The sequence below is a fragment of the Desulfovulcanus ferrireducens genome (genome assembly GCF_018704065.1).
GTDB lineage: Bacteria > Desulfobacterota > Desulfovibrionia > Desulfovibrionales > Desulfonatronovibrionaceae > Desulfovulcanus > Desulfovulcanus ferrireducens.
Genome location: NZ_JAGUQP010000016.1, coordinates 1 through 16,625, shown reverse-complemented (window position 1 = coordinate 16,625; position 16,625 = coordinate 1). Strand labels below are relative to the sequence as shown.

The 16,625-nt window shown below is 42.7% G+C and carries 17 protein-coding genes; 4 read left to right on the top strand and 13 right to left on the bottom strand.

Features of this window, described 5'->3' with window-relative positions; genetic code table 11:
• From KFV02_RS06960 to KFV02_RS06900, 13 genes are all read right to left on the bottom strand, one after another.
• Entirely contained in the window at positions 1–1,767 is a 1,767-nt protein-coding gene (locus KFV02_RS06960; RefSeq protein ID WP_252380822.1) for a Na(+)/H(+) antiporter subunit D, read from the bottom strand.
• Positions 1,754–2,011, bottom strand: a complete 258-nt coding sequence (locus KFV02_RS06955; protein ID WP_252380821.1) for a hypothetical protein — start codon at positions 2,009–2,011, stop codon at positions 1,754–1,756. Before KFV02_RS06955 ends, KFV02_RS06960 begins: the two co-directional genes overlap by 14 nt.
• A gap of 102 nt (positions 2,012–2,113) precedes the next feature.
• Positions 2,114–3,598 (bottom strand): monovalent cation/H+ antiporter subunit D family protein, encoded by a 1,485-nt coding sequence (locus KFV02_RS06950; protein WP_252380820.1) that lies wholly within the window; start codon positions 3,596–3,598, stop codon positions 2,114–2,116.
• A 1-nt stretch (position 3,599) separates the two neighbouring features.
• Entirely contained in the window at positions 3,600–3,908 is a 309-nt protein-coding gene (gene nuoK / locus KFV02_RS06945; RefSeq protein ID WP_252380819.1) for an NADH-quinone oxidoreductase subunit NuoK, read from the bottom strand.
• Positions 3,909–3,975: 67 nt separating this feature from the next.
• Positions 3,976–4,506: an NADH-quinone oxidoreductase subunit J family protein gene (locus tag KFV02_RS06940; RefSeq protein WP_252380818.1), complete on the bottom strand. Its 531-nt coding sequence runs from the start codon at positions 4,504–4,506 to the stop codon at positions 3,976–3,978.
• Positions 4,507–4,508: 2 nt separating this feature from the next.
• Entirely contained in the window at positions 4,509–5,060 is a 552-nt protein-coding gene (locus KFV02_RS06935; RefSeq protein WP_252380817.1) for a 4Fe-4S dicluster domain-containing protein, read from the bottom strand.
• A gap of 126 nt (positions 5,061–5,186) precedes the next feature.
• A complete protein-coding gene (gene nuoH / locus KFV02_RS06930) occupies positions 5,187–6,155 on the bottom strand; it encodes an NADH-quinone oxidoreductase subunit NuoH (protein ID WP_252380816.1) in 969 nt (322 codons plus the stop codon).
• Positions 6,152–7,309 carry an NADH-quinone oxidoreductase subunit D gene (locus tag KFV02_RS06925; protein WP_252380815.1) on the bottom strand — a complete coding sequence of 386 codons (1,158 nt, stop codon included), beginning with the start codon at positions 7,307–7,309 and terminating at the stop codon, positions 6,152–6,154. Before KFV02_RS06925 ends, nuoH begins: the two co-directional genes overlap by 4 nt.
• A gap of 2 nt (positions 7,310–7,311) precedes the next feature.
• Positions 7,312–7,854, bottom strand: coding sequence for an NADH-quinone oxidoreductase subunit C (locus KFV02_RS06920; RefSeq protein ID WP_252380814.1), 543 nt, complete (start codon positions 7,852–7,854; stop codon positions 7,312–7,314).
• A 2-nt stretch (positions 7,855–7,856) separates the two neighbouring features.
• Positions 7,857–8,381 carry an NADH-quinone oxidoreductase subunit B gene (locus tag KFV02_RS06915; protein WP_252380813.1) on the bottom strand — a complete coding sequence of 175 codons (525 nt, stop codon included), beginning with the start codon at positions 8,379–8,381 and terminating at the stop codon, positions 7,857–7,859.
• A complete protein-coding gene (locus tag KFV02_RS06910) occupies positions 8,357–8,737 on the bottom strand; it encodes an NADH-quinone oxidoreductase subunit A (RefSeq protein ID WP_252380812.1) in 381 nt (126 codons plus the stop codon). The genes KFV02_RS06915 and KFV02_RS06910 overlap by 25 nt, the downstream gene beginning before the upstream one ends.
• Before the next feature lie 487 nt (positions 8,738–9,224).
• On the bottom strand, positions 9,225–9,911 hold the full coding sequence (locus KFV02_RS06905) for a hypothetical protein (protein WP_252380811.1): 687 nt from the start codon (positions 9,909–9,911) through the stop codon (positions 9,225–9,227).
• A gap of 100 nt (positions 9,912–10,011) precedes the next feature.
• Positions 10,012–11,208, bottom strand: coding sequence for a sulfite exporter TauE/SafE family protein (locus tag KFV02_RS06900; protein ID WP_289510108.1), 1,197 nt, complete (start codon positions 11,206–11,208; stop codon positions 10,012–10,014).
• A gap of 483 nt (positions 11,209–11,691) precedes the next feature.
• On the opposite strand from KFV02_RS06900, the gene KFV02_RS06895 reads away from it, so the two are divergent.
• From KFV02_RS06895 to KFV02_RS06880, 4 genes are all read left to right on the top strand, one after another.
• Positions 11,692–12,465, top strand: coding sequence for a DUF169 domain-containing protein (locus tag KFV02_RS06895; RefSeq protein WP_252380810.1), 774 nt, complete (start codon positions 11,692–11,694; stop codon positions 12,463–12,465).
• 245 nt (positions 12,466–12,710) lie between these two features.
• Positions 12,711–13,187 carry a hypothetical protein gene (locus KFV02_RS06890; protein ID WP_252380809.1) on the top strand — a complete coding sequence of 159 codons (477 nt, stop codon included), beginning with the start codon at positions 12,711–12,713 and terminating at the stop codon, positions 13,185–13,187.
• Positions 13,184–14,692, top strand: coding sequence for a two-component system sensor histidine kinase NtrB (locus tag KFV02_RS06885; protein WP_252380808.1), 1,509 nt, complete (start codon positions 13,184–13,186; stop codon positions 14,690–14,692). Before KFV02_RS06890 ends, KFV02_RS06885 begins: the two co-directional genes overlap by 4 nt.
• A gap of 3 nt (positions 14,693–14,695) precedes the next feature.
• Positions 14,696–16,102 (top strand): sigma-54-dependent transcriptional regulator, encoded by a 1,407-nt coding sequence (locus tag KFV02_RS06880; protein ID WP_252380807.1) that lies wholly within the window; start codon positions 14,696–14,698, stop codon positions 16,100–16,102.
• The last annotated feature ends 523 nt before the right edge of the window (positions 16,103–16,625 follow it).

Below are 16,625 nucleotides of genomic sequence, written 5' to 3'. Positions count from 1 at the left end.
CTACACAAAGAATACCAGCGCAAAGATTATCAAGGCTATAAAGACCGCTGTAGCCAGGTAGTCCTGGATGTTACCTGTCTGGAAACGAGTGATATTTTTGCCCAGGCGCATTACGGAAATAGCAGTGCCGTCAACAGCACGGTCAATATCTTCGCGGTCAAAAAGGGCAGCGCCTTTAGCGGTTCCCATAAGTCCCCTTAAACCTATCCGGGCATAAACTTCTGTCCAGATATTATCCACAGCTTCAACCGGACGCCGGCAAAAGGCCAGAAAGGCTCGGCCAAATAAGCGGTAAAAATAGTCGAAATCCAGGTTGATCTTGGCCTCGGGGGTAAGTTTTTTGCGTAAAATATAAAAACCGAGCCCGGTAAACGCCAAGAGCTGCAAGCTTTGCAAGATGTGCCACGGGGTATATGGGACATACTCCACTTCAAATGGGAGCAGATGATATAAGAAATTTGGATAAACACCAATAAAGAAGCATAAGAAACTGGAGAGGAACATGGCCACATACATATTTTTAGGGATAGGTTTTAACTTAACGTCAGCATTTTTGGGACCAAAGAAGGCGAAATAGGGAAGTTTTAGACCTACAGAGAGGAATGTTCCCACGGCAGCCAATTCTAGTCCTAGAGCCAGCCACGTATGATGGGCTTCAGCTGCGCCGGCAATGACCATGGTTTTGCTCACAAACCCGGAGAACAATGGAAAGCCAGAAATGGAAACCGCGCCGATCATGTAACCGATAAAGACCAAGGGGAGCTTGCCAATTAGCCCGCCGAGTTCGCTCAATTTGGCCGTGCCCGCAGCATAGAGAAGTGTTCCAGCCCCCATGAATAAAAGGCCTTTGTACAGGATATGGGCATAGGCGTGGGCACAGGCACCATTTATGGTCATGGTCGTACCTATACCAATCCCGGCCACCATGTAGCCCACCTGGGAGACTATATGATAGGCCAGGATGCGGCGGGCATTGTTTTCAATGGTTGCATAGCAGACGCCATAAATGGCCATGATTGTTCCGGCGTAAGCAAGAATCTCAAAACCTCCAAAGGCTCTGGCCAGGACATAAACAGCTGTCTTGGTGGTAAAGGCGCTCATAAACACTGCGCCCGTGATGGTTGCTTCCGGGTAGGCATCAGGGAGCCAGGCGTGTAACGGCACAATAGCGGCATTAACAGCAAAACCAATCAAAACCAGATAATCGTAAATAGTGGCCTGATGTGGATCAATTGGCCCAAAATCGAAATTGCCGACCATTTTGTATCTTAGGAGTAGCCCAGCCAAAAGGAAGAGGCCTCCTAATGTGTGGAAGATAAAGTAGCGAAATCCTGCATCAATGGATTTTTGGACCCGGTTTAACCAGACCAGGAACGTGGAGGCCACAGCCATAAGTTCCCAGAATATAAACAAGGTCAGGTAGTCACCGGCAAAGGTGGCCCCGAATGCACCTGCCACATACATGGCCGCTGCAATGTGTTGGGCCTTGTCCTTGAGATGCATGGCAAAGATAAAGCCGATAATGGACTGGATAGCAAAGACATGGGCAAAAACAATGGCTAGTTCATCTACCCTGCCCAAGGTCAAATGAACACCCAGGTAGTCAAATTGGAGATATTGCCCATTTTGCATAAACAAAACAGTCAATATGGCCAGTATGCCTGGTATAGGCAAAAGATATTTAAAGCTACTTCCTCGCCAGAAGCAAAGTATAAGGCTTAGGCCAATAAAGTATAAACTGGGATGGATAAAGCTAGTTGTGGTCATAAAAATCCTCGTCTTTGCCTAAAAAAGTGTGTGCAGCGCCTTTGCAGATTTTTGTTAAGGCGATGGTCGCTATGGTTCCAAACAGGGCCCAGAACCCAGGGATTTTTTCCAATTCGAAATGAGGATGATGGGGAATGATTAATATGTTTAGAGCAACTAGAGTAAACAAGATGGCGTAGAATATTTTTCCCAAAAAAGAGGCATTTTCTCTGGCTTTGAGAAAGAGTTTACCCAAATTAGACATTGGTTCCCTCTGTTTAAGTTGGTTTTGTTGGTTAAAGTTTGTAAACCATCAGCCATGAGCTATCCTGCCTTTGGCGCAACCTTCGGCGAGGCTATGAGTCAATTAACCTCCACCAAAGATGCGGATGAATTGTAGGAACGGCTCAGGATAAAGGCCCAAGAGGACTGAGATAATCGCTGTAAGGGTCAGGGGAATGACCATGGTCAGCGGGGCTTCTTTGATCTCTGCAATATTTACTTCCGGCTTAGGTTGTTCAAAAAAAGCTTTATACACTATGGGGCCAAAATAGCCGGCATTTAAAGCTGTACTTAGAAGAAGGGCCGCAAGTAATATAACCCTGTTTATGTCCACTGCCCCATTGATCAGATACCATTTACTGACAAATCCGCATACTGGCGGCACGCCAATCATGCTTAGAGAGGCTATGGCAAAGGCGCCAAAGGTCCATGGCATTTTTCTGCCCAGGCCAGACATAAGGCTGATTTTTTTTAAATGGGTGGCTACATAAATGGCACCAGCAGCAAAAAATAGAGTGATTTTACTAAAGGCATGGTGTGCGATATGGGCCAACCCTCCGGTTATGGCCATGGGAGTGAGCATGGCCACACCGATAATGATATACGAAAGCTGACTGACAGTTGAGTAGGCCAGCCGTGCTTTAAGGTCGTCTTTGGTCAGGGCGATGACAGAAGCTATGACAATGGTAAATGCTGCCAGATAGGCCGTTGGAATGCCTAAGTTTAAGGCATCCATAGTCTGGATACCAAAGCCGGAAAGGATGACTCGGCTGATAGAAAAGACACCAGCCTTAACTACTGCCACAGCGTGCAGAAGGGCAGAAACAGGAGTTGGTGCAACCATGGCTGAAGGCAGCCAGTTGTGCAGGGGCATGATGGCTGCCTTGGCCAAGCCGGCTATAAACAAAATATAGGTTATAGTGACCCAAAAAGGATCAGCACTGGGTGGAAAAATACCCTGGACCATATCGCCTAGGTGAAAGTCTAGGGTCCCTGCCAGGACATAGGTCATAATCATGGCAGGAAGCAAAAAGAGTTTAGATGTACCCATTAAATAGACGATGTATTTTCTGGCTCCTATATAGGCATCTTCATCCTGATGGTGGGCCACAAGGGGGTAGGTGAAAACAGTAATGATTTCGTAAAATAGGTACAGGGTAAAGATGTTCGCACTGAAAGCTACGCCAATGGCTCCAAAAATGGCTACAGCAAAACAGAAATAATATCTGGTCTGGGCGTGTTCTTTTAAAGAACGCATGTAGCCGATGTTATAACTGGTGGCAAAAATCCATAGAAAAGATGCAACGACAGCAAAAATAAGACTTAAGCCATCTACACAGAACTTGACCGTGATTCCTGGCAAAAGCTCAAATAGCTGAAAGAGATAGATGTGACCGGCAAGTACTTTAGGGACCAAGGATAATACTGAAAGAAAAGTGGCAGAGGCAGCAACCAAAGAGACGGCTTCGCGTAAGTTTATATTTTTTCTAAGTAGCCAGATAAAAAATGGAGCCACAAGGGTAATTCCCAAAGGCAAAAGAATAACGGCAGAGGCGATGAATTTAGTCATTTTATCCCCGTAAGCTGGTTAGTTTCCTGAGTTCTACACTGCCAAACCTTTTAGAGACAACCAAAATAATGGCCAGGATCAAAGTGGCTTCAGCAGCCGCAATGCCCATGACCAAGAGGGTACCAATCTGGCCCAATTCATTGGCTGTATCCGTGAGTTGCGTTGCAGCCATAATACTTAGACCAGCACCATTGAGCATGAGTTCTATGGACAAAAGCATGCCCACTAGAGTTCTTCTCCAGACAAGGCCAAAAAGACCAATACAGAGTAAGAATACAGCAGTTAGTTGATAGATGAGCAATGGAGTCATTTTCTTCCCTCGTTATTACGCTTACGCTGTTTTTAATGATTTAACAGCACTCCTCTTTTCAGGTAATTTAGTCCTCAGTCTCCAGCCCTGCTTGGGGTATCCTTTTCTCAAAACCCAGAAGGACCGCGCCGGCCATGGCTACAAAAAGGACCAGGGAGATAAGCTCAAATGGTAAAGCATACGGACCTAATAAAAAACGCCCTAAAAATTTTACACTGGTTTCCTGCGGGGTAAGATTACCTGGTGGCGCTGTCCGGATTACTGCCAACCCCAGAAAAATAGCCGGTGCTAATGATGCCATAACAGCGTATTTTACTTTCCCCCTGCGTTTCTTCTGTCCTTCTTCACCTGTACTTGAGGCCTGAGTGAGCATAATGGCAAAGAAAATAAGTACACTTACCGCACCTACATAGATCAGGATTTGCATCAGACCGATAAAGGGGGCTGCCATTAAAAAATAAAGTCCGGCCACGCCAAACAAGGTCATAATAAGTCCTGTTAATGCCCGGACCAAACTTTTGGCAAGTATGGTAATAAAACCTCCACATAAAATGAGGGCCAAATGTCCGATTAAAACTACATAGGCCAGGGTTAGCATCTCTAATTTTCCTCCTTGGCTATCTGGCTTTGACTGCGCATTCTGGCCAGAAGATCAATTTCAAATTCTTTAGGTGAGACGCCAGCAAGATAAACGTTTTTTGAAAAACGCAGACCGCCTAGAGGGCAACTTTGGGCGCATAATCCGCATAGACTACAGTAATTGTAATTTAATTCAAAAGCCTCCAGTACCCTTTTTGTTTTAGGTTTTTTGGGCGACGCCGCTTTCTGATTGTTCTGTACGGGTTCTTGTGAAGCAGAATCCTCTTTTTTAGCTGAAGGAGCTGGTTCCGTAACCTTCTTTACGTGCAAAGTTATACAGTTAGAGGGACAGATTTTGGCGCAGGTCCCACAAGCTATGCATATAGGATTAAAAGGGTCGTTTTTTTTGGGCACAAGTTCAACATGGCCGCGGTAGCCATCCAAGGTGTCAACGGTTTCACGTGGATAATGCACAGTTAGCTGAGGCTGGAAAAAATTTTTCCCGGTTACTTTAAGACCAACAACAAGGCTCCACAAGTCCGTAAAAGTTTGTTTTATTTTTTTGACCATCATTCTTTCGCGATTTGTGTTTTGTTTGAATTTGTTAGGCTATTTTATGGTTATATATATTTAGAGATTTTGGTTTATGGACTTACATCGCATTTTTTCTTTAGTCTCGCTTGATTATCCAGGATTTTTTCACAGTTTGATTACCAATGCTGTGAACAATAGATTTACCAAAGACAAAGGAATGAGCCACTTCCAGCAAATATTTAACAATTGATCAAAACGAACCCGGGGATAAGTCCATCTAAGCCACATCATAACAATGAGCAGGGCATAAACTTTGAGTAAAAACCACCACCAACCAGAGGCAAGAGGTCCATTAAAACCTCCCAAAAAGAGAATAGAGGCCATGGCGCAGGCCACAATCATGTAGGAGTATTCAGCCAGGAAAAATAGTCCAAAGCCCATGCCTGAATACTCGGTGTGGAACCCAGCCGTAAGTTCGCTTTCAGCTTCCGGCAGGTCAAAAGGAGCTCTGTTGGTTTCTGCCAGGATACAGACAAAAAAGATAATGAAGGCCAGGGGCTGATAAACTATATACCATTGCCAGGGCCATGCTCCTTGGGAAGTGGATATTTCATAGAGGTTAAGACTGCCACTAAGCATCATGATAGGCAAAATTGAAAGGAGCAGGGGGATTTCATAAGCTACAGACTGAGAAATATCCCTGGCTGCCCCCAAGAGAGACCATTTGTTCTGGGAACTCCATCCGGCCAGACACAAGGCCAGGACATTTAATCCTGTAAAAGCTAAAATTAAAACTAAACCTGCATTAATATTGATATTCGTAAGGGTTGGCCCAAAGGGTATGGGTAAAAAGCAGACAATGGCCGGAGCAAAGGAAATAATGGGCGCGGCCCAGTAAAGCACTGCATCAGCACCTTTTGGCGTGATTAGTTGCTTACCAACAAGTTTAACAGCGTCAGCCAGCGGCTGTAAAATTCCATGTGGCCCGACTTCAAAGGGACCTGGACGCCTTTGAACATGTCCGGCGATTTTTCTTTCCAGGTAAACTAAGACCAGACCATTAAGACCAACAAAGGCCAGAATGGCCACAAGGCCGATCAGGATTTGGATCAAAGGCATGGGTAGATTTATCATCGGTCAATCTCCGGGATAACAAGGTCCAGACTACCTAAAATGGACACTGCATCGGCCAGAAGCGTACCTCTGGCTACATCTCTAAAAAGGCTTAAATTCGAAAAGCTAGGTGAGCGTAGCTTGAGTCGATATGGATTTTTTGAGCCGTCGCTCACCAGGTGGATGCCAATTTTTCCTCTTGCACCTTCGACAGCAAAATATACTTCGCCCTTTGGAGGTTTGAGAATTTTGGGTACCTTGGGATGAATATAGTCCCCTCCCGGCAGGCTATCCAGTGCCTGTTCAATAATGCGCAGACTCTGCTCCATTTCATCCATGCGCACCAGATATCTGGCGAAAGCGTCTCTAGTATTGTAGACAGGAATTTCAAAATCAAAGCGATCATAGACAGAATATGGTTCAGCTCGGCGTACGTCATAGGATTTTCCTGAACCCCGCAAGACCGGGCCGGTGGCCCCATATTTACGGCAGGTCTCTAAACTAATATGACCGATGTCTTCTACTCTTTTGCGCAAGATTATGTTGTCTGTGACCAGATCTTTATACATGGGAAAGCGCGAACGCATGTATTTACAGAACTCTTTGGTGTCATCGATAAACTTCTGGTCAATATCAGCGCTTACTCCCCCAAAACGATAGTAACAATAGGTAAGTCTTGAGCCGGTTATCCTTTGCAAAATGTCCATGACAATTTCGCGATCAGCAAAAGCGTACATAATGGGAGTAAAAGCACCCAAGTCTAAAAGATAGGCCCCCCACCACAAGAGATGGGAGTTTATACGGTTTAGTTCGCAGGTAATAACCCGAATATACTCGGCCCGTTCAGGGACTTCTAGCCCCATGAGCTTTTCCACCGCACCTACATAGGCCCAATTCCAGGCCAGGGCATGTAGATAATCTACACGGCCCATGTTAGGCAGATATTGGACATAGGTTTTCACCTCTGCCATCTTTTCCTGCATGCGGTGAACGTACCCTAAAACCGGCTCAGCCCTTAAAATGTATTCGCCATCTATTTCCAAGATGATCCGCAAAACACCATGGGTAGATGGGTGTTGCGGACCCATGTTTAAAATAAGCTTGTCTTCTTCTGGTGTGGGCTGAAATTTACGGGTATAAAAATCTCCGCTGGTATCGAGCTTAAGATCGAGCATTGCTATTCTTCTTTGCTTTTAGATTTTGAGCATTGTAAAATATATTCCATAAATTCCTCATCCTGGGGAGAAGTCAAAACATTTTCGGGATCAGGTAGAAGTTGTTTTAAATCTTTTTTTTCTTTCTCCTTTTTAAGTAGAGGGGGGTTATCTATTTCCGGGGGCAAAAGCAGGGGAATAAGATTGGAATGTCCTTTAAACCTGATGCCAAAGAAATCATAACACTCTCTTTCATGCCAGTCTGCGCCTGGAAAGATACGAGCAATAGAATCAGCTTCTTTTTTATCTTCACTAATTATGGTCCGTAAGACAATTCTCCCTGGATTATCCCAGTGATCAAAATGATAAACCAGTTCAAAGCCTTCCTTCACGTGAACGCAAGAAACATCTTCCAGAAAATAACCAAGCTCATCCAACTTTTTCGCTGCAAAAATCAGCTTGTTTGGGGAAAGACAAAAACTTCGGATATGCCCGGCACGCTCATCACTGCAATTAGCCTGGCTACAGGCGTCAGTCTCTTTTAGTTGACTTAAGTCGGCACTCATGGCTATTCTCCTTTAGGCTTTGGCCACCATCTCTTGCCCGTGATCTTTTCCTGCAATTTGAAAAGACCTTCTAAAAGACCTTCTGGTCTTGGCGGGCATCCTGGCACATAGACATCCACCGGAATAAGTTTGTCCACTCCTTCCACAATGCCGTACTGTCCTTCAAAATAAAATGGGCCTCCTGAGATGGCGCAATTGCCCATAGCAATAACATACCTGGGTGCAGGCATCTGTTCATACAGCCTGACCACCATGGGAGCCATTTTTTTTGACACCGTTCCGGCAACAATCATCAGATCCGACTGCCTCGGGGAAGGTCTGAACACTTCTGCTCCAAACCGTGCAATATCAAACCTGGCCATGCCCACAGCCATCATTTCAATGGCGCAACAGGCCAGACCAAAGGTCATGGGCCATAAAGACATGGCTCGACAAATATCCACGAACTTTTGGGCCAGCTCAATGTTGATAAAGGGGGCGTCTACCTGCGTCTGAGCATAGATTAAACTTTGATCCGCCTGGGCCATGTAAAAACTCCTTTTTTCCAGAAATAAATAATAGCAGCAAATAGAATAAATACAAAAATTAGTATCTCAAAAAAAGGTATAAAACCGACACTTTCTGGATAGAATACAGCTACGGGAAAAAGATACAGTACATCGACATCGAATGCCAGAAACAACAGCGCATAAAAATAATAGTTGATACCAAATCTAACCCATGCTGTTCCATGCGGACGCATACCACACTCATAGGGTAGAAACAACTCTGATGATCTTGCTTTGGGCGAGATTAGTAAAGACCCAAAGATTGGTACTGTAGCAAAAATAATCCCAGCTATAAAGAAAATAAGAATAGCTAATTGTATCCATGAAACTATCATCTTAATCTCCGCTGATTTTTAGGTTAGTCATCTGGTAGATTGAATAGGATTTATTGGCACAATTTGTAAATTTATATTTGAACATAATTATATTACAATAAAAATTTATAATTATTAGGTCTTGGTGAAGGATATGTGTCTCAAATATATATTATTTAAAATGGCTAACATATTTGAAAGACCTAGTCGATACCTTTGCTAAAAAAAATTAATAATTCTTAGTTTTAATGTTTGTAACCAAGCGAAATGTTTGGATATTTTTTTAAATACTGAACGATGGCATAAATTTTGAGGCTTGTGCTACTTTTTTTAAGTTAGTGTTACAGCGGTTTGGCTTTAATGTCAAATTCAAAGTCATAAAATTGATATTTTTAGCTGGAAAAATGTATATATAAGGTTACAGAACAAGTTATCTATTCTGCTAGGTGCCAAAGATTTTCTTGCTCCTAACTCAAAATAAAATATGTGGTTCACCTTTTTCTAAATTCTAAAACTGAAATTTTGAGTTAATGGCCAGATTTATTTTGTTGCTAGGCATACTCCTGTTCCTGCTCTTTGCTTGTGCTATTTTTTTATCTTCTGCCTTTTTTAATAATTCTGCAAAACTTTTCAATTTTGTTCTTTCTTGCACATAGCCAGCAAGCATGACCTCAATCTTTTTAAAGTATGGTAGATATGGCTTGAGTTGGGCGAATATGATCCGGGCCAAGATGTAAAGGAGAATGAAGATAGTTGTATACCCAGCTGTTTGGCCTAGATATGGTAGAGACACGGGCAGTGGGAGCTCTATGTTTTGGAAACGGTACTGCATCCACCCCAGAGCAAAGGGTACGGGCCACAGAGATGCTGCTGCATAAGCTAAGGAAATAAAAAAGACTTTCCCGAAAATATTATTGGCCTGATCATTACATGATTTGTAAGCTTCTTTATCTCCGGCTTCAATGGCCTCGACGGAAAGGTTGTTCCACTTGATGAGTTCGTTATTGAGACCTTCTACATACTCTCGATTGGCAAGAAAGGCCAGGGAAATGGAAAATTCACCTATAATGACAGTAGCAAAGGCTACCAGAAATGTACCGACAAAAAAAGCAATTATCGGGTCAGGTAAAAAACGATAAAAAAGGATGAAGCCAGAATCCAGGATTTGATAAAGTTTAAGTTCCCAGGTGGACATTTATGCTCCTTGATTTTTGTGGTTCTTAACTCGTATTTTGTGTATTTCTTGGTTTGTAGAAGAGAGACAGGAAAAAATAAGTCTCTCTTCCTAAAAGATTTTAATAAGGGGGCACAATGCTGTAACCTAAAAACCCCTTTGAGGTGTACCGGAGTCCAACATAGATGGCCAACACGACAAAAAGGCGTTTGAGCCAGATATCCGGGATATATTTTTGGGTCCTGGGACCGATCATAGAGCCGATAAAGATACCTATCAGCTCAGCACCAATTAAAGGCCAGTAAACAGTCGCGCCTTTCAAGACGATGTAGGTGAAAATACCAACAATCATCTTGATGAGGACGATGAAAGCAGATGTACCTGCCACAATGAACATGGGCAGCCTGACAATGTCGGTCATGAAAGGAACGAGGAGGAAACCGCCGCCAATACCCAAGAATACTGCGATGATGGCTATACAAAAACCACCTAAGGCTGCCAGGATGGGGCTAAACTTGAACTCCACGCCTAAGAAGGAGAAGATACATTCATTTAGAGTAAACTTGATCAGTTTTACGCCTTCTGATTTAGCCCCTTCTTTCTTGGCAGATTCTTCAAAGCGTTTGGCAGCTTCTTTGGCAGCTTTATTTTTGGAACGGGCCTTGGCAGTGGTACCATACCACATAAAACCAGCTACGGCGAAAACAGCCAGACCAAAGTAACCAATGTAAGATTTTAGGCTGATTTTACCTGCTGTCAGTTCCGCAATTCCAACTGCACCGCCAACCGCGCCTATGGCCATGGCAATGGCCAGCGGGGCAACAATTCGTTTCATCTTCCAGTAGTTCCAACTGGAAACGCCGCCGCTCAGTCCCACCAGGAACATATTGGATACGCGGATGGTATCGGTTAAAAATTTATTCAGAGCAACGTTAGTTTTTTTGAAGCTCTTGGCATAATTGGCCAGTCCAAAAATGGTAATATGCCCAACTCCGGCCATGATGCCACCAAAAGCGCCTACTGTTGAAAAAATCCAGCCTACCCAGATGGCCCACAGAAAACCTAAAATAAGGTTGGGACTGGGTGCGCCGGGAATGCCCAGGTATCCTCTTGGGGCGTCGGGGTTGATACAGCCATTGGCAGCCTCACCTATGCATTTTGGGGTTTTTGCGATGAGCTCACCTAACTTGCCGCTCAAACCCAGATTATCGCCTACTAAAGCGGTGTCAGCCGCGTTCAGGCTGAGGAAAGCTCCCCAGCCCAGCACAATGGTTAGTAAAAAAATAAAGAGAATCTTCTTATTGATAATTTGTTTCATAATCCCTCCTTATAATTCATTTCTTTATTAAACTGCTAGTTGCTCTTATTATGCCTTCTTATAATATCACCTCCTTTATCTAAGAGCTTAGTCCTTCTTTAGCTCCGACCCCATGAGCAAATCACATGCCATATCCATTTTATTCTTTTTGTGATCTGTAGGCTCGCTAAGATCTTAAAAGGACAGGGATTTAAAAGTGGTTAGGATGATTTTCAGGAAGGGATTGATAAGGATAAATTGTGCAATTTTTTATTTGCGGTGCAATATTTTTCTTGCACCTCAAAGCCACGCCTGTAACTGGTTAATCAATACAAAGATGAGTGTGAGATAACGAAATCGTTAGAAGCTTTTCAGATAGCGGCAAACAGCTAGCGGTGCTTTGATTTGGATTAAGAAAAATGGCACATAGTTTGCTTAGAGTGTTTCGCTTGCCTGCCTTTTTAAATCTTTAAGGTGTTGTAAAATTATATATGAGGAGGGATTATGGATTATAATGAAATTCGTAAAGAATTGATCTGGAATGTTAGATTGGATTTTGATCCTGTAGGTATCAGGTTTATCTATGATGAATCTGAAATTCCTAAACTGTTTGTTACCCATAAAGCAAAGGCAAAAATTACATACTGCCAATTTTTGACTGCTGTAAGACAACAAAGAATGTCTTTTTTTATGGAACCAGGAAAACTTTTATGTCAAAATGCTTATCCAGTTTTTGGTTTTAGAGAACTTGAGAAAGAAGCAGATACTAAGCGACATATGAAATATTTAATGGATGAAGAGCTTGCATGGGATGCTGTACAACAAAAGGCAAAGCTTAAAAAGGGTTGCAAAGGTATTTATATGGCACCAATTGACTTTTATGATCGCATTGAATTGGATCCTGATATTGTTTTCATGATCTGCACTCCTTATCAAGCATATCATATATTAAACGATTATATGGGAGCTATGAGAAGACCAAATCTGACTTTCTTTCATACTCCGAATTCTGCTGTTTGTTCTGGAAGTGTATGGGCTTATAACAATAATACAGCTAATATGACCACCATGTGTGCAGGTTCCAAGACATCTGGTAAGACTGAAATGGGATATGTGAATGTTTTTATTCCGGGTGAACATATTGGGCCTCTGGTTGAGCGTCAGAAACAAAGATGTGAACAAGGGCAGGGCGCTTCACTTCTGGGTAAAGGCGCTCAGCCATGGCCAGGACTGGATGTTTGTAAGGGGTGTCCTTTGCTTAAATTTGAGGAGCTTTAACGCAAAGACAATAAAAATTGTACCTGGCTTAAGAAATTGTAAAAATTCTTACAGCCCGGGACAAATTTGCAAGGGTAGAGAACAGGGGATAAAAGATTTTTGGAGAGGGCTGTTGTAACCTGTCTCTACTCTTGCTATAGTCTGAAGCTAGAACCTAAAAGCACGGCTTCAGGCTTTAATTTTTTTGACTTTTGTTAATAAATGGTTGATTAAATCCTAAATTTTTAAGCTCTAAGCACTGTAACATGTTTAAATTATTGTCTTATTTGTTTTTGGTTTTACTTTTCATGCAATCTGAGGTGGCCCATGCTACCCAGGTGCATGCAGCTCCAGAGGGCCTTTATGTGCATCAACTGGCCCATTCTTTCTTTATCCTTTCTTTAGGAACATTTATTTACTGGTTGCGTGAAAGGGGATTGACGCGCGATAAGGGGTGGCGTCTCCTTCAATATTGTGCTTTGTGCTTTATTCTCTGGAATCTTGATGCGATCATTGCTCATTACCTGGAAAGCCGTGAAGGATTGTTTCGGATCGTTCAAGAAGGCGGGTTCTTTGCCCGGATAGAGCCTAATCCAGGTCATGAATGGGCTACCTTATTGTTTTACTTTTCAAAAATGGACCATCTCTTTTGCGTTCCAGGTATTATCTTTCTTTATGCGGCACTTCGTTATTTACTCGGAAACGGTCCAAAATCCTTTCTTGACATTAGGAAAAATCAATGAGCCTACCTATATCTCCTATATGGGTAATTGATTTTCTCGGTTCTTCTTTAATGATTTTCTTTTCCTTTTTGTGTGTGCACCTGGCAACGCGTCTTCGAAATCAAGATAAAGAAAATGCAGTATGGACCTATCTTTTATGGATTGCTTGGGCTCTGGCTGCTTTTGCCATTTCTCGCGGTGTAGGGCATATTGCCAAGCGTCTTTTGCTTCTTAGCGGCAATCAGCAAATGTGGATGATGCTGCGTCCGTACAGTGGAGCCTTTAACACGATAACTTTTGTTGTCGTGGCATCCATTACCTTGTTTTTTGAGCGGGTTTGGAAGATAAACCAAACAATTTTAAGGGATAAACAGGCACTACAAGACAGTCATGAACAAATTCTTTATCTCAACCGCCACCTGGAAGAGCTGGTTGATGAACGAACTCAGGAACTGTTCATATCAGAAAACAAATATCGGCGTATATTTGAGTCTTCCAGAGATATGATTCTGGTTTCAGATCGACATGGCCGGATAGTTGAAATTAACCCCGCGGGAATTAACTTGCTTGGTCTTACCCGGGAGGCAATTCAAAAAGAGAGGATTTCCTTTAAACAATTTTTTCGTAAGCCAGAACATTGGGATAGCCTGGTAGACCAGTTGTTAAACCGGGGGTATGTAAGCGATGGAGAAGTAGAACTTATCGGGGCAAAAGGAGGCCCTGTTCATGTCTTGCTTAGTGGTAGTGTAGAATGTCTTCTTACGGACAAAAAAGAATTTTTTCATTTTTTGGTTAAAGACATCACTCAAAGAAAAGCTATGGAACAACAATTACTCCAGGCAGACAAACTTGCTTCTATCGGTCATTTAGCTGCTGGTGTGGCCCATGAGATAAACAACCCGTTGAATATTATCCTGGGGTATACACAATTGCTAATTCGCCATGAACCTGAAGGAACAGAGCGTTACCTTGATCTGCGCATCATTGAAAAACATGCACGTACATGTAAAACCATTGTTGAAGATTTGTTGAACTTTTCCCGGAGCACAAGAACCAGGAAAACAAAAGTATCCCTGCATGAGTGCATCGAAGAAGTTATAAATGTTGTACGACAACAATTTGAATTGGATAATATTTGTATTTCTACTTCGTTTGATCCAAATGTTCCGTTTATGATTTTAGATGGCGAAAAAATGAAACAGGTATTTATGAATCTTTTTATGAATGCCAAACATGCCATTGGAAAGAGTGGCGAGATCACTGTTAGTACCCACTATGACCCCCGCAAAGGAGATGTACAGATTCGAGTAGTGGATACAGGCTGTGGGATTGAGCCTCATAATTTGTCGAAGATTTTCGATCCTTTTTTTACCACAAAGAGCACGGGAGAGGGTACTGGGCTTGGTCTCTCTGTTAGTTATGGCATTGTCAAAGAACACGGGGGCGAGATACTAGTTGAAAGCGAGCTCGGTAAAGGAAGTGTATTTATCGTTCGTTTACCTGTAATAGATTGCGATAGGCAATAAAAGATGACTAGCCAAGAAACTATTTTAATCGTTGATGACGAACCAGACCTTTTGCGGTTGTTAAAACGCAGCTTGCATGAAGACCTTGGATGCCAGGTAGAAACAGCTATCTCTGGTCCGGAAGCCTTGAAGCTTTTAAAAGAGGTAGTAATTGATGTTGCTCTAATTGATATGAAAATGCCGAACATGGATGGTTTGGACCTTTTGGCGCTGATTCTTGAAGACCATCCCTGGATGACTGTAGTCATGATGACTGCGCATGGATGTATAGAACTTGCTGTGGAAGCAATAAAAAGTGGTGCATATGATTTTATTACCAAGCCATTTGATACGGAAGCTATTGCTTTTACTTTGCAAAAGGCTTTGGAGCGCAGTAAGTTGCTTCGAGAAAATTTGCGTCTTCAAAGAGACCTTCGAGGGCGTCAGCCTTTTCATAATCTTGTAGGCAACAGCTCCAAAATGCAGCGCCTGTATGAACTCATTCAGATGGTTGCTTCTACTGATGTTACTGTTTTAATCACCGGTGAGTCAGGAACAGGCAAGGATCTGGTAGCTCGGGCAATTCACGCGTTGAGTAAACGGCACAATCATCCTTTTGTTGCTGTTAATTGCCCCACTGTTCCGGAAAATATTCTGGAAAGTGAACTCTTTGGCTATAAAAAGGGAGCTTTTACCCATGCTACACATAATCGGATAGGTTTGTTCCAGGAAGCCCATCGTGGCACTATCTTTTTAGATGAAATCGGAGATATCAGTGCCAGTATTCAGACTAAATTGTTGCGGGTGCTTCAGGAAAAAACCATCAAGCCTCTTGGGGATACCAAGACTGTGCATGTGGATGTTCGTGTGATCGCCTCAACCAACCGCAATCTGCAAGAGAATATAAAACAGGGCAAGTTTCGTGAAGATCTTTATTACCGATTAAATGTAGTCCCGATTGTGCTTCCGCCGCTTAGGGAGCGCCGGGAAGATATTCCCCTGCTTGTGGATCATTTTTTGAAAAAGCACGGTAGAGAGCTTGATCGTCCGGGCAAACGTGTTTCACCGGAATTAATGGAAATATTTCTTGAAAATGAGTGGGAAGGTAATGTCCGGGAATTGGAAAATGTAGTAATTCGGGGAATACTTTTTTCACCTGAAGAGGAAATTCGTCCCGAACATATAGGATTAAAGTCTAAAAAAACTACCACTGGAACATTTGATTTCAATACGTTGCCTGATTTACCTTACAAAGAAGCCAAAGAAGATGTGCTTAATCGCTTTCACCATGCATATATTAGCAGGCTCTTGAGTACTACAGAGGGCAATGTCACCCAGGCCGCGCGAATGTGTGGTCTGGAGCGTCAAGCCTTACAACAGATAATGCGTCGTTATGGAATCAATGCCGAACCATTTCGCAGACGTGATTAGTGAAGAGGATCGAGTCTGAATAGATACCCTTATGAGTCTGTGGCCGAACTTTTTTATCAGCTTAATTTCCATGGTTTATTCTAGTCCTGGTTTCTTTCATGCTGGTACAATGACTTGAGCCTGTTCTCAAAATCTGCTTGCGGACAGAGCATAATGGTGGGATACTCAACTTTCTGACATGATTAACATCCTAAAATTACTGCACAATTGAAGGGTGCATTTTCTGAAATGCATTACAAACGGGTTGGATAACACATCTTGGCGAAGATTGCGGAAGTGCTGTGCATAGGGAGGTTATTCCATCGAACTTTCGAAACCCATCATAACAACAGAAAAGGCATTAAGTAACATTCTATTGACCAACCCCATTATGCACAGCCCGCAAACAAGTCTTAGATGTGTCCAAGTCTTTGTTAGCATTGAAGAAAATGCGCTCGCAAATTAACTCAGCAACTGTGTTTTTTGTCAATAGTTAATGGTTAAAATTTATTGGTTAGTTTATTTTGTTTTCAAGAACAATTTT